The 12,012-nt window shown below is 73.8% G+C and carries 14 protein-coding genes; 11 read left to right on the top strand and 3 right to left on the bottom strand.

Going from position 1 to position 12,012, the window contains the following annotated elements; translation table 11 throughout:
• Positions 1–108 precede the first annotated feature (108 nt).
• The 3 genes from ACZ4SV_RS18630 to pspAB all read left to right on the top strand — a co-directional run bounded on the left by ACZ4SV_RS18630 (position 109) and on the right by pspAB (position 2,024).
• Positions 109–366, top strand: a complete 258-nt coding sequence (locus ACZ4SV_RS18630) for an SCO2583/SCO2584 N-terminal domain-containing protein (protein WP_365873577.1) — start codon at positions 109–111, stop codon at positions 364–366.
• A 157-nt stretch (positions 367–523) separates the two neighbouring features.
• A complete protein-coding gene (gene htpX / locus ACZ4SV_RS18625; RefSeq protein ID WP_397980523.1) occupies positions 524–1,438 on the top strand; it encodes a zinc metalloprotease HtpX in 915 nt (304 codons plus the stop codon).
• 1 nt (position 1,439) lies between these two features.
• On the top strand, positions 1,440–2,024 hold the full coding sequence (gene pspAB, locus ACZ4SV_RS18620; RefSeq protein WP_468005527.1) for a PspA-associated protein PspAB: 585 nt from the start codon (positions 1,440–1,442) through the stop codon (positions 2,022–2,024).
• Between the two features lie 36 nt (positions 2,025–2,060).
• Here the strand turns inward: pspAB and ACZ4SV_RS18615 are convergent, their stop codons facing one another.
• Complete coding sequence (locus ACZ4SV_RS18615) at positions 2,061–2,315, bottom strand: hypothetical protein (RefSeq protein WP_468005525.1); 255 nt, start codon at positions 2,313–2,315, stop codon at positions 2,061–2,063.
• A 148-nt stretch (positions 2,316–2,463) separates the two neighbouring features.
• Here ACZ4SV_RS18615 and ACZ4SV_RS18610 point away from each other — a divergent pair, with 148 nt between their 5' ends.
• The gene (locus ACZ4SV_RS18610; protein ID WP_468005523.1) at positions 2,464–3,336 is read left to right on the top strand and encodes an alpha/beta hydrolase; all 873 of its coding nucleotides are present in this window, start codon (positions 2,464–2,466) and stop codon (positions 3,334–3,336) included.
• A gap of 80 nt (positions 3,337–3,416) precedes the next feature.
• On the opposite strand, the gene ACZ4SV_RS18605 is transcribed toward ACZ4SV_RS18610, so the two are convergent.
• On the bottom strand, positions 3,417–3,731 hold the full coding sequence (locus ACZ4SV_RS18605) for a hypothetical protein (RefSeq protein ID WP_365873568.1): 315 nt from the start codon (positions 3,729–3,731) through the stop codon (positions 3,417–3,419).
• Between the two features lie 220 nt (positions 3,732–3,951).
• On the opposite strand from ACZ4SV_RS18605, the gene ACZ4SV_RS18600 reads away from it, so the two are divergent.
• From ACZ4SV_RS18600 to ACZ4SV_RS18570, 7 genes are all read left to right on the top strand, one after another.
• Complete coding sequence (locus tag ACZ4SV_RS18600) at positions 3,952–4,320, top strand: ArsC/Spx/MgsR family protein (protein ID WP_365873566.1); 369 nt, start codon at positions 3,952–3,954, stop codon at positions 4,318–4,320.
• A gap of 233 nt (positions 4,321–4,553) precedes the next feature.
• Positions 4,554–5,594, top strand: coding sequence for a glutamine synthetase (gene glnII / locus ACZ4SV_RS18595; RefSeq protein WP_365873564.1), 1,041 nt, complete (start codon positions 4,554–4,556; stop codon positions 5,592–5,594).
• A 574-nt stretch (positions 5,595–6,168) separates the two neighbouring features.
• Positions 6,169–6,765 carry a winged helix-turn-helix domain-containing protein gene (locus tag ACZ4SV_RS18590; RefSeq protein ID WP_365873562.1) on the top strand — a complete coding sequence of 199 codons (597 nt, stop codon included), beginning with the start codon at positions 6,169–6,171 and terminating at the stop codon, positions 6,763–6,765.
• A gap of 65 nt (positions 6,766–6,830) precedes the next feature.
• Positions 6,831–7,856: an NAD-dependent epimerase/dehydratase family protein gene (locus ACZ4SV_RS18585; RefSeq protein ID WP_468005519.1), complete on the top strand. Its 1,026-nt coding sequence runs from the start codon at positions 6,831–6,833 to the stop codon at positions 7,854–7,856.
• 51 nt (positions 7,857–7,907) lie between these two features.
• On the top strand, positions 7,908–9,182 hold the full coding sequence (locus tag ACZ4SV_RS18580) for a sensor histidine kinase (protein ID WP_468005517.1): 1,275 nt from the start codon (positions 7,908–7,910) through the stop codon (positions 9,180–9,182).
• Positions 9,167–9,820: a response regulator transcription factor gene (locus ACZ4SV_RS18575; RefSeq protein ID WP_365873556.1), complete on the top strand. Its 654-nt coding sequence runs from the start codon at positions 9,167–9,169 to the stop codon at positions 9,818–9,820. The genes ACZ4SV_RS18580 and ACZ4SV_RS18575 overlap by 16 nt, the downstream gene beginning before the upstream one ends.
• Before the next feature lie 135 nt (positions 9,821–9,955).
• The gene (locus ACZ4SV_RS18570; protein WP_468005514.1) at positions 9,956–11,470 is read left to right on the top strand and encodes a DUF1996 domain-containing protein; all 1,515 of its coding nucleotides are present in this window, start codon (positions 9,956–9,958) and stop codon (positions 11,468–11,470) included.
• Positions 11,471–11,592: 122 nt separating this feature from the next.
• Here ACZ4SV_RS18570 and ACZ4SV_RS18565 read toward each other — a convergent pair whose 3' ends face one another.
• Positions 11,593–11,985: a hypothetical protein gene (locus ACZ4SV_RS18565; RefSeq protein WP_397945705.1), complete on the bottom strand. Its 393-nt coding sequence runs from the start codon at positions 11,983–11,985 to the stop codon at positions 11,593–11,595.
• Between the last annotated feature and the right edge of the window lie 27 nt (positions 11,986–12,012).

Raw genomic sequence — 12,012 nt, 5'->3', positions numbered from 1 at the left:
TCCCGGTGTCCGGCTCCCGGCCCCGTGCAACCTTTCGCGCTTCCCAGACTTCCTATTGTCGGGGGATCATCCTCCCGGACTCCGCCGGACGAGAGAGGTTGCACGGGGATGCTGGAACAGGACGACTGGGAGCGCGAGTTCGATCACACGTGGGCGGACTCCGCCGAGCACAAGGAGCCCTCCGCGCGGGCCCGGATGCTCGCCGCCCGCTGGAAGGAGAACCCGCCGGAACCGGCGCCCTTCCGTGCCGACCCGGGCCCGGTGGGGCCGCGCCGGTCGTCCTGGGTGTCGACGGCCGTGGTGCTCGGCTGTGTGGCCGTGGTGATCGTGCTGCTCGGGTACGCGCAGATGCGCTCCTCCTACTGAGGCGACAGCACGGCCCCCGGCACTGACGCAACAGCACGGCGCCCGGCCGGTGCGCGGCCGTATTTTGCCGCTTCCGTGGCCGCCGTGTACCTCGGCATGGGAATCCCCGGGTGCACACTGGAGGCGGGACGAGTGCCTGAGTGCGGGGTGATGCGAGATGCGGAGCCGGTTCCGGAGCGATCGGCGGCTGACCGTGCGCATGGGTGTGACGCTGTTCCTGCTCGGCCTGCTGTACGTGGGCTTCGTCGCCGCGCTGATCGTGCTGCTGAAGTCCTGGGTGCTGGTCGCCGTCCTGGTGGGCGCGCTCTTCGTGGCGCAGTTCTGGTTCTCCGACCGGATCGCCATGTACGCGATGCGCGGACGGGTCGTGGAGCGGGAGGAGTATCCCGAGCTGCACGCCGTGGTCGACCGGCTGTGCGCCATCGCCGACCTGCCCAGGCCGGTGGTCGCCGTGTCCCCGATGGACATGCCGAACGCGTTCGCGACCGGCCGGAGCGCCGATCACGCCGTGGTCTGCGTGACCACGGGCCTGCTGCGCCGGCTGGAGCCCGCCGAGCTGGAAGGCGTGCTCGCGCACGAGCTGTCGCACGTCGCGCACAAGGACGTCGCCGTGATCACGGTGGCGTCCTTCCTCGGCGTGCTGGCGGGCCTCGTCGTCCGGTTCGCCTTCTACTCTCAGGTGTTCGGCCGCCGGGACCAGAACACGGCCGCCGTCCTCGCCGCCGTCCTCGCCGTCTCGGCGGCCGTGTACGCGCTCAGCTTCCTGCTGATCCGGGCCCTGTCCCGGTACCGCGAGCTGGCCGCCGACCGCGCGGCGGCGCAGCTGACCGGCCGGCCCTCGGCCCTGGCCGCGGCGCTCACCAAGGTCTCCGGGGAGATCGCGCGCATCCCGACCAAGGATTTGCGGACGGCCCAGGCGTTCAACGCGTTCTACTTCACCCCGGCGACCGGCCGGGAACCCGGCATCGAGCGGTTCTTCTCCACCCACCCGACCCTGGAACAGCGGCTGGAGCAGCTGGGCCGGATCTCGGCGGAGCTGGGCGAGCCCGCCGCCCCGGGCGAGGCGGGCTGACGTGGGACTGCTGGACGTCCTGCTCGGCCGTACGAAACCGGTCGCGCCCGATCTCGACCGGCTGTTCGCGCTGCCGTCGGCGGCGGTGACGCTGGAGGCGGCGGCCGGTTTCGCGCCGACCGGGAGCGGGGCGGTGTGCTTCGCCACGGTGGAGGGCGCCGCCTTCGAGCGGCTGTGCCAGGAGGTGCGGGAGCTGCTGGACGCGGACAGCGACCGCACCGGCCCGCCGGTCACACCGCACCGGGACGGCTACGGCTACTCCTGGCTGGTGTCGCGCCGCTCCCCCGGCCGGCTGCCCGAGCTGGTGACCGACCTGCACGCGGTGAACAGCTCGCTGGAGGCGGCCGGCTTCGGCCCGCAGCTGCTGTGCTCCCTGGTCTCCTTCACGGACGGCACCGGCCGGCGGCTCGCCCTCGTCTACCTCTACAAGCGCGGCACCTTCTATCCGTTCGCCCCGCTGCCCGGCGCCGCCGAGCGGCGGGACACCGCGCTGGAGCTACAGCTCAGGGCGGCCCTCGACGGCGACCTGCCGGTCGAACCGGACCTGGGCCGCTGGTTCCCGGTGTGGGGCGCCCCCGGCCTGTGACGGCGGGCGGCACCCCGGACGCACCGCGTCACCGGCTCACCGGGTCTTCCCGGCGGGCCGCTCACGGCGGTAGCGGCGCTCCCACTCGGCCTGCCGGTCCCGGCGCTCCCGGTACGCCCGGTAGCTCTCGGGCGGGGCGCCGGGTCCGGCGGCGGGCGGGACCGCGCCGGGCGAGCCACGGCCGTGCGTGGCGTACAGATACAACAGGGCCACGGCCGCGAGCCACCAGAGGTGGTTGCCGATGCCGATGACCACCAGGACGACCGTCCCGGCCGCGAGAATGCCACGCATGACGAACCTCCAAGGAGTGGAGCGGAGTGAACGGGGTGGGGGTGACGGAGGGTGACCGATGCGTCTCCGTTCGTTCAGCGTAGGGAGGGCGCGACCGCCGGTGCATCCGGTTTTCCGGCGGCGGACCGGCCGTGAGTGAATGACCCGCATGGACGAACTCACCGGTTTCACGCACCCGTACGACGGCGAGCGGCTCAGCGCAGTGAGCGCCGGTCCGGCCGGCCGGGCCACCGTGGTGCTGCTGCACGGCGCGGGCAACGGCAGCAAGGAACGCCTGACGCCGCTCCTCGCCGACTTCGCCGCCCAGGGCTGCCGCGCCCTGGCCTTCGACTTCTCCGGTCACGGCGACAGCACGGGCGCGCTCTCCGAGCTGAGCCTGCGCCGGCGCTACGAGCAGGCGGTGGCCGTGCTCGACGCGCACGCCCCGGCGGCCGACCCCCTGGTGCTGGTGGGCTTCAGCATGAGCGGGCAGACGGTCGCGGACCTGGTGCGGCACTACGGGCGCCGGGTCGCGGCGATCGGTCTGGGCGCGCCCGCCGTCTACTCCCCGGCGGCCTGGGAGGTCCCGTTCGGCACCGGCGACAGCCGCTTCTCCGAGCTGATCCGCACCCCGGACGGCTGGCGGGAGTCCCGGGCTCTGGAGGCGTTGCGGTCGTACGCGGGCCGGGCCGTGCTGGCGGTGCCCGGCAACGACGCGGTCATCCCGCCGCAGGTGACGGAGGCGGTGCGGCAGGCGCTGTCCGCCCGCGCCCGGCTCACCCGCCTCGAACTCCCGGACTCCGAGCACCGGGTGGGCGTGTGGTTCCACGACCATCCCGAGGACCGGCGGGAGTTCGTGGCGCTCCTGCTGGAGGGCCTGGAGGGCAGGGAAAGCCCCGAGGGACCGGAAGGCGGCGAGCCGGCCGCGCACACTGGCCAGCCGGCCGCGCACGACGGTCAGCCGGCCGCGCACACCGGCCAGCCGGCCGTGCACACCGGGCAGCCGGCCGCCGTCGGTGACGGGACCGGCGCGTCCGTGTGAGCCGTCGGCGGCCAGGGCTGGCCGGGACGGCCGTCACCGGTGCCGGGGCCCCGCGGCGGGAGCCCCGGCGGCCGGGGCGCTCAGCGTGAGTAGCGCATCAGCGCCCGCACCATGTGGCACGTGGTGTCGGAGGGCGCCCGCATCCCGATCCGCTCGGCCGCGCCGCGGATCGTCTCGTTCCGGGCCTGGTCCGGCAGGTGGATCCCGGAGTCGAGCAGGGCTATGGCGAGGCGCATGGCCTTCAGGCGCCGGTTGTGCGTGACGTACCACTCGCGCGGCCGGCCGGCCGGGAGCGGTCGCTTCGCCACGGGCTCGTACGGCGAGTCGAACGGCACGGGACGCTGGGCGGTGGACTGGGTCGGCGACGGCTTCGGCTTCAGAGCGGCAGCGGGCACAGGATCCTCCTGTCGCGGTCGGGCCGGCCACCGGGACCCCGGCGCCCGCCCTTCGAACACTGCTTCCATTCTACCGGCGGCCACTGACAATCGACCGTCCGCGGCAGATGCCGATCCGCCTGATGAGCAGGGAGATTGACGTTTTGTCACCAGCGGTGAGGGTGAGACTGCCGGGGTGCCGTGAATTCGAACAGAGCCGGGACCGCGTACCGTGTCCCGCATGGAGATCTGGATCAATCCGGCCTGTTCCAAGTGCCGCAGCGCGATCAGCCTGCTGGACGCCGAGGGCGCCGAGTACACCGTGCGCCGGTATCTGGAGGACGTCCCGGGCGAGGACGAGATCAGGGCCGTACTGGAGCGGCTGGACCTGGAGCCGTGGGACATCACCCGCACCCAGGAGCCGGTGGCGGCGGAGCTGGGGCTGAAGGAGTGGCCGCGGGACGAGAGCGCGCGGGACCGCTGGATCGCCGCGCTCGCCGGGCACCCGAAGCTGATCCAGCGTCCGATCATCACCGCGGACGACGGGACGGCGCTGGTGGCGCGCAGCGAGGACGCCGTACGGGAGGCCCTCTCCCGCGACGGAAGCTGAGTCCGGGCCGGTATCCGGGGGCCGGTGCGGGCCGTACACGGCCGGACCGCCGGTCCCCTGGCGCCCCCGCACGTGAGCCGCACCACAGAAGGCCCGGGTAACACGGGGTTCACATACGGGCAACCGGCGGGAAACGGCCCGTTGACAGGCTGCCCGGCAGTTCGAGCGGCGCACCGGTGCCGCAGCGCCGGGCTCCCGCCAGTGGGCCCGACCACCCCCGAAGGATGGGCCCCGTGACCTTCAAGGCTGAGTACATCTGGATCGACGGCACCACGCCGACGGCCAAGCTGCGTTCCAAGACGAAGATCATCACGGGTGCCCCGGCCGGTCTCGACGCGCTGCCGCTGTGGGGCTTCGACGGCTCCTCCACCAACCAGGCCGAGGGCCACTCCTCGGACCGCGTGCTCAAGCCGGTCTTCACCTGCCCGGACCCGATCCGCGGCGGCGACGACGTGCTCGTCCTGTGCGAGGTCCTGGACACGGACATGCAGCCGCACTCCTCCAACACGCGGGCCGCGCTGGCCGAGGTCGCCGAGCGGTTCGCCGCGCAGGAGCCCGTCTTCGGCATCGAGCAGGAGTACACCTTCTTCAACGGCTCGCGTCCGCTGGGCTTCCCCGAGGGCGGCTTCCCGGCCCCGCAGGGCGGCTACTACTGCGGTGTCGGCGCCGACGAGATCTTCGGCCGCGACGTCGTCGAGGCGCACCTCGACAACTGCCTGAAGGCGGGCCTCGGCATCTCCGGCATCAACGCCGAGGTCATGCCCGGCCAGTGGGAGTTCCAGGTCGGTCCGCTGGCCCCGCTGGAGGTCTCCGACCAACTGTGGCTGGCCCGCTGGCTGCTGTACCGCACCGCCGAGGACTTCGGTGTCTCCGCGACCCTGGACCCGAAGCCGGTCAAGGGCGACTGGAACGGCGCCGGCGCGCACACCAACTTCTCCACCAAGGCGATGCGCGAGGGTCCCGAGGGCTACGCCGCCATCGTCACCGCGTGCGAGGCGCTCGGCGAGGGCTCGAAGCCGCTGGACCACGTGAAGAACTACGGCGCCGGCATCGACGAGCGCCTGACCGGTCTGCACGAGACCGCGCCCTGGGACGAGTTCTCCTACGGCGTCTCCGACCGCGGTGCCTCGGTGCGCATCCCGTGGCAGGTCGAGAAGGACGGCAAGGGCTACCTCGAGGACCGCCGTCCGAACGCCAACGTCGACCCGTACGTGGTGACCCGCCTGATGGTGGACACCTGCTGCGCCGCGCTGGAGAAGGCCGGCCAGGTCTGATCCGTCCCACGCCACCGAAGAGGGCGCCCGCCGATCCGGCGGGCGCCCTCTTCGCTGCCGCGCGCCGGTCCGTGCCGGGGGTGCGCGGGGCCGCCGCGCGCCCACTCCCGGCCGCCGCACCGCCGCTCCCGGCGACCGTCCCCGTGGCCGGCCGGGCGTCCGCACTGTCCGGTTGCTGAGACGGCGGCCGGGCGGCGGCCGACCGCCCGCACCCCGCTGACCTGGGCGGAAAGGGGGCATCGCGGGCGGACGTCACGTCAATTTACCGCCAAGGAAACGTCCAAGCAGTGAGAGGAGACTCCTGCCCGCCGCGCGCCTCTGCTTCAATGGAGCCATGGCCGGCATCCAGCAGAGCACCGCGACGGGTCGTTATGACCTCCAGCCGTTCTGGCCTTCCCGTCAGCACCACGACTTCGACCGTGTGTGTCGCCGCGCGAGGAACGCGCGGGCCCTCTAAAGCCGTACCCCCGGCCTTCGGCCAGCGCGAAACGACGTACGTCCTCGGTGCGCCCGACCACGAATCGCGGCCGCCGTCTTCCTCGACGAACCCCTCGCGCGAAAGAGCTGACCTCTCATGGCGACCACCCGATCCCTCTCCACCGCCGCCCTGCCCGCCCCCGCCCCCGTCTCCGCGCCGCCCGGCACCCGGCACCGGCTGCGCGCCGTGGACCGGGACGAGGTCGTGGACGCGGCGGACGTGGCCGGTTTCCTGCCGCCGGGCGCCACCTGGCTGCCCGCGCCGCAGCACACCCTGCCCACCCTGCCCGGCCAGCCCCCGATGGTGGGTTATCTGGTGCTGGTCCCCGCCGACCAGCGGCCCCCGTTCCTGCCGGTCGCGGTCCCGGACCAGCCGCGGGACGCCGCCGGGCCCGGCACCGACCCGCTGGTGCGGATCGACCCGGTACGGCGCATCGCCAGCGTCGACGACCGCGAACTCGACCTCACCTACCTGGAGTTCGAACTGCTCGCGCATCTGGTGGCCCACCCGCACCGGGTGCACACCCGCGACCAGCTCGTCACCACGGTGTGGGGCTACGGCCATGTCGGCGACGGCCGCACCGTGGACGTGCACATCGCCCGGCTGCGCCGCAAGCTGGGCGAGCGGCACCGCAAGGCGATCCAGACGGTGCGCCGGGTCGGCTACAAGTACACCCCGCCGACCGGCCGCTGACCGTCCGTTCCGCCCTCGGCGGAGCCCCGTGGCCCCACGGCCCCGGACCGGGCAGGATCCCCGGCATGAGACTTCTGGTGCTGGGCGGTACGGAGTTCGTGGGGCGCGCGGTCGTGGAGGCCGCGCTCGGACGCGGCTGGGAGGTGACCGTCTTCAACCGGGGACGGCACCCGCTGCCGGCCGGGGCCCGGCCGGTGCACGGCGACCGCACCGCGCCGGACGGCCTCGCCGCGCTCGCGGCGGACGGCGGCGAGTGGGACGCCGTGGCCGACACCTGGTCGGCCGCGCCGCGTGCCGTGCACGAGGCGGCCCGGCGCTTGCGCGGCCGGGCCGGGCGGTACGCGTACGTCTCCAGCCGGTCGGTGTACGCCTGGCCGGCGCCGCCCGGCGCCACGGAGGACGCCCCGCTGGTCCAGGGCGCCGCCGCGGACGCCGGGGCGACGGACTACGCGCACGACAAGCGCGGCGGCGAACTGGCCGCCGTCGGCGCCTTCGGCACGGCGGACTCCCTGCTGGCCCGGGCCGGCCTGATCCTCGGCCCGTACGAGAACGTGGGCCGGCTGCCCTGGTGGCTCACCCGGATCGCGCGCGGCGGCCCGGTCCTCGCACCCGGCCCGCGCGAGCTGCCGCTGCAGTACATCGACGTCCGCGACCTGGCCGGCTGGCTGCTCGGCGCGCTGGAGAGCGGGCTGAGCGGCCCGTACGACCTGGTGAGCCCGCCCGGTCACACCACCATGGGCGAACTGCTCGACGCGTGCCTGCGCGTCACCGGCGCGGACGCCGAACTGCGCTGGACCGACCCCGAGACGGTGCTCGCGGCCGGGATCGCGCCGTGGACCGACCTGCCGGTGTGGGTGCCGCCGGGCGGCGAGATGTACGACGCGATGCACGGCTCGGACGTGTCGCGGGCGCTCGCGGCGGGACTGGTGTGCCGGCCCGTGGCCGAGACGGTCGCCGCCACCTGGGACTGGCTGGTCCGGCTGGGCGGCAGCGCGCCGCTGCGGCCGGACCGCTCCCGCCCCGGTCTGGACCCGCGGGTGGAGGCGAAGGTGCTGGGCGGGGCCGGGGGTGTATCCGGCACCACCCCCTGACGTGGGGTTCCGCCCCGTGACCGGGCGGCCGGGCTCGGCCAGACTGACGGCATGAACACCGACGCCCCGCAGGACGACGTGCGCGCCCGCGCCCGAGAAGCGGTACTGGCCGCCGTACGAGGTCTCGTACTGGCCCTGGCGATGCTGCCGGTGACGGTGCTGTGCTTCGTGCTGACCGTCGTCTCCCTCGAACTCCTGCCCGTCGGCCTCGGCCTGTTCCTGGTGCCGGCGATGCTCGGCGGGCTGCGGGAGTATGCGAACACGCGGCGCAGGCTCGCCGCCGAGTGGTGCGGGGTGGCGATCCCCGTGACCTACCGGCCGGTTCCGGAAGGGGCCGGCGCCTGGCGGCGCACCGTCGTCATGCTCGGGGACCCGCAGACCTGGCGGGACCTGCGCTGGCTGCTGGCCGACATGACGGCGGGCACCGTCACCGCGCTGCTCCCGGCCGTCCTGGTGCTGTTCCCCGTCCAGGGCCTGCTGGTGGCGGCCGGGCTGTGGCGGGCGTTCGTGCACGGCCCGGACGACGTGTACTGGTACGCGTTCGTGCCGGTGACCGGCCAGGCCACCGCGCTGCTCGCCGGTGTGCTGGCCGCCGCGCTGCTGGTGGCCGGGGTCCGCTTCGCGCCGCGGCTGCTCGTGCTGCACTTCCGGCTCACCCGCGCGGTCCTCGGCGGCCGGGACGACCTCACCGAGCGGGTCCGGGTGCTGACCGAGACCCGGCGGGACGCGGTGGACACCTCGGCCGCCGAACTGCGCCGCATCGAACGGGACCTGCACGACGGCGCCCAGGCCCGGCTGGTCGCCATGGGCATGGACCTCGGGACCATCGAGATGCTGGTCGAACGGAACCCGGCGGAGGCGAAGAAGCTGCTGGCCCAGGCCCGCCGGAACTCCGCCGAGGCCCTGGCGGAGCTGCGCGACCTGGTGCGCGGCATCCATCCGCCGGTGCTCGCCGAACGCGGACTGGGCGACGCCGTACGGGCGTTGGCGCTGCGGCTGCCGCTGCCGGCGGAGGTGACCGTGGACCTGCCCGGCCGCCCGGACGCGCCCGTGGAGTCGGCCGCCTACTTCGCGGTGAACGAGGTGCTCACCAACGCGGTCAAGCACTCCGGGGCCGGCCGGATCGGGATCGACGTGCGTCACGCCGGCGGCCGGCTGCGGATCACGGTCACCGACGACGGCCGGGGCGGTGCGGTGGTCGGCGCGGGTTCGGGGCTCGCCGGCATCGGGCGCAGGCTCGGTACCTTCGACGGGAACCTGACCGTCGGCAGCCCCGTCGGCGGTCCCACCGTGGTGACCCTGGAGATCCCGTGCGCGTTGTCCTAGCCGAAGACCTGTTCCTGCTGCGCGACGGGCTGGTGCGGATGCTCCAGGCGTACGGCTTCGAGATCGCCGCCGCCGTCGAGACCGGCCCCGAACTCACCCGGGCGCTCGCGGAGTCGGAGCCGGACGTGGCCGTGGTCGACGTGCGCCTGCCGCCCACGCACACCGACGAGGGGCTCCAGTGCGCGCTGGCGGCCCGGCGGGCGCGGCCCGGGCTGCCGGTGCTGGTGCTCTCCCAGCACGTGGAGCAGTTGTACGCGCGCGAGCTGCTCGCCGACGGCGCCGGCGGGATCGGCTATCTGCTGAAGGACCGGGTGTTCGACGCGGAGCAGTTCGTGGACGCCGTACGACGGGTGGCGGCGGGCGGTACGGCGATGGACCCGCAGGTGATCCAGCAGTTGCTCACCCGGCGGTCGGCCGCGGACCGCCCGCTGGCCCGGCTCACCCCGCGCGAGCGCGAGGTGCTGGAGCTGATGGCCCAGGGCCGCTCCAACACGGGCATCGCGGCGCAACTGGTGGTGACGGAACGGGCGATCGCCAAGCACACCTCCAACATCTTCGCCAAGCTGGGCCTGGAGGTGGCGGACGACGACAACCGGCGGGTCCTGGCGGTGCTCGCCTATCTCGACCAGGACCGCTGACCTGCAACTCGCCTGCCGGGCAAGGCAATTCGTGTGACGGGTGAACACCTTCGGGGCCGCGTCCGTATGGAAGGGCGCCGCTTCACTCCTGTCGGGCGCCCCGATGCTGCCCCGCAAGGAAGTCAGAGGAGTTCCATGGGACGCAACACACGAAAACGCCGTACGCCGCTGGCCGTCAAGGCCATGGCCGCAACGGCGGCCCTAGCGCTCGGTGGGGGCGGGCTGGTCTGGGCGAACTTCTACGCCTCGGCGCACGAGCCGGACCACCGCTCGTGGGGAGGCAACGAGACCAAGGCCGCGCCGGCCCGGGTCGCGACCCTGTCCTGCCCGGACGTCGGCCAGCGGCTGACGGACGTGCCGGACGCGGCCCGCCGGGGCGTGGCGGTTGAACTGGCCGCTCTCGACCGGCAGATCACCGAGGCCTACGCCCGGCTCGCCTCGACCCGCGACGCGCAGGCCAAGGACCCCGGCTTCGTGCAGAACGCGATCGTCGGCCCGCTCAAGGAGAAGCGGGGCGCGACGATCGACCGGATCCGCCTCGACGTCCAGCGGGCCGGCGGTTCCTTCGACGCCGCGCTGAGCGGGCTCGCCGCCTGCACCACGCGCGACGCCGACCAGACCACCGCAGGTGGGCAGCAAGACGGCGGCCGGCAAGGAGGTCAGCAGAACGGCGGTCAGCAGAACGGCGGCCAGCAGGGCGGCGGGCAGCAGGGCAACGGCGGGCAGGCCGGCAACGGTCCGGTCGCGGCCGACTTCGTGGACATCACCAAGGTCGCGCCGAACGTCCAGGGCAAGCCGCGCGCGACCCGCAACGGCTCCACGGGCACCTTCACCACGCGCTGCGGGGTGAACGCCAACAAGAACCACAACACCGACAACGTGATCGTGGCGCCGGGCGTGGCCAACGGCGCGCACCACCTGCACGACTACGTCGGCAACCAGAAGGTGAACGCCTTCGCCAGCAACCAGACGTTCCTGCGGGGCGGCACGAGCTGCCGCAACCGCAGCGACCTGTCGTCGTACTACTGGCCGGTCGTCCGCGTCCAGGACGGCACCCGGGACTTCGACCAGAACGCCGACGGCGGGGGCAAGGAAGGCAATGTCGGCCGCGTCCTGACCCCGGCCCAGGCCGAGATCAGGTACGTGGGCAGCCCGGTGAGCAAGGTCGTCGCGATGCCGCAGTTCCTGCGCATCATCACCGGGGACGCCAAGACCACCACCAACGGCCTGGCCAACGCCAACGCGCACTGGAGCTGCACCGGCTTCGAGACCAAGGTGCAGCTGACCGCGCAGTACCCGATCTGCCCGCAGGGCAGCAAGGTGGTGCGCTCGTTCGCCTTCCAGAGCTGCTGGGACGGGCAGAACACCGACAGCGCCAACCACCGCGCGCACGTCGCCTTCGCCGACCCGGCGAGCGGCGCCTGCCCGGCCGGCTTCAAGGCGATCCCGCAGCTGACGATGCGGCTCGTGTACGACATCACCCCGCCGGCCGTGCAGAACGGCCAGGTGAAGAACGCCTACGCCGTGGACGGCTTCCCCGAGCAGTTGCACAAGCCCGCCACGGACCACGACGACTTCATCAGCGTCACCCGCGACGGCCTGGCCGGCCGGATCGCCGACTGCGTCAACCGCGGCCGGAACTGCTCCTGATCCCCGCCCCGGGCACCTGACAGAAGGCCGGTGACGATCCCCCCTCGTCACCGGCCTTCGCCCTGCCCGCGCGCCACCGCGCCCCGCGCCGGCCGCCGGAGCGCGCCCGCGCCGCGGCCCGCTCAGCCGCCGTGCGCGTGATGGTCGGCGCCGGTCTCCAGGTCGCCGCCGAGCGTGCCGCGCAGCACCCTGACCACACCGTCGTCGCCCACGGCGACCCACTTGCGGCCGACCAGATAGTGGCCGCCGTAGTCCTTCGCGTCGTCGATCCACTCGCGCTGGCCCCGGTCGGTGGCGAAGGTGGCGAGGATGAACCGGCCGTCGCGGGTGCGGCAGACGGCCTGCCGGATCTCGTCGGCGTCGGTCTGCATGTCCGGCGCGCACCGCACCCGGGCGGCCAGGCGTTCCAGACTGCCGGTCGCGGTGGGCGGCACCGGCCCCGTGTGACCGCCCGAGCCGCAGCCCGCCAGCGCGAGCAGGGCCGCCGCGCCGGGCGCCAGTCGCCTCAGCCTCATCTGTCTCCTCCGGTCCTGAGGTGCCGG

It is taken from the genome of Streptomyces sp. NPDC027672 (assembly GCF_055566335.1).
This window is presented reverse-complemented; position numbering and strand designations above follow the sequence as displayed.

What these genes read in the sequence shown, in the direction of transcription:
- ACZ4SV_RS18630 (WP_365873577.1), top strand. Translation starts at nt 109, where the DNA reads ATGCTGGAACAGGACGACTGGGAGCGCGAGTTCGATCACACGTGGGCG.
- htpX (WP_397980523.1), top strand. Translation starts at nt 524, where the DNA reads ATGCGGAGCCGGTTCCGGAGCGATCGGCGGCTGACCGTGCGCATGGGT.
- ACZ4SV_RS18615 (WP_468005525.1), bottom strand. Translation starts at nt 2,315, where the DNA reads ATGCGTGGCATTCTCGCGGCCGGGACGGTCGTCCTGGTGGTCATCGGC.
- ACZ4SV_RS18610 (WP_468005523.1), top strand. Translation starts at nt 2,464, where the DNA reads ATGGACGAACTCACCGGTTTCACGCACCCGTACGACGGCGAGCGGCTC.
- ACZ4SV_RS18600 (WP_365873566.1), top strand. Translation starts at nt 3,952, where the DNA reads ATGGAGATCTGGATCAATCCGGCCTGTTCCAAGTGCCGCAGCGCGATC.
- ACZ4SV_RS18590 (WP_365873562.1), top strand. Translation starts at nt 6,169, where the DNA reads ATGGCGACCACCCGATCCCTCTCCACCGCCGCCCTGCCCGCCCCCGCC.
- ACZ4SV_RS18585 (WP_468005519.1), top strand. Translation starts at nt 6,831, where the DNA reads ATGAGACTTCTGGTGCTGGGCGGTACGGAGTTCGTGGGGCGCGCGGTC.
- ACZ4SV_RS18580 (WP_468005517.1), top strand. Translation starts at nt 7,908, where the DNA reads ATGAACACCGACGCCCCGCAGGACGACGTGCGCGCCCGCGCCCGAGAA.
- ACZ4SV_RS18570 (WP_468005514.1), top strand. Translation starts at nt 9,956, where the DNA reads ATGGGACGCAACACACGAAAACGCCGTACGCCGCTGGCCGTCAAGGCC.
- ACZ4SV_RS18565 (WP_397945705.1), bottom strand. Translation starts at nt 11,985, where the DNA reads ATGAGGCTGAGGCGACTGGCGCCCGGCGCGGCGGCCCTGCTCGCGCTG.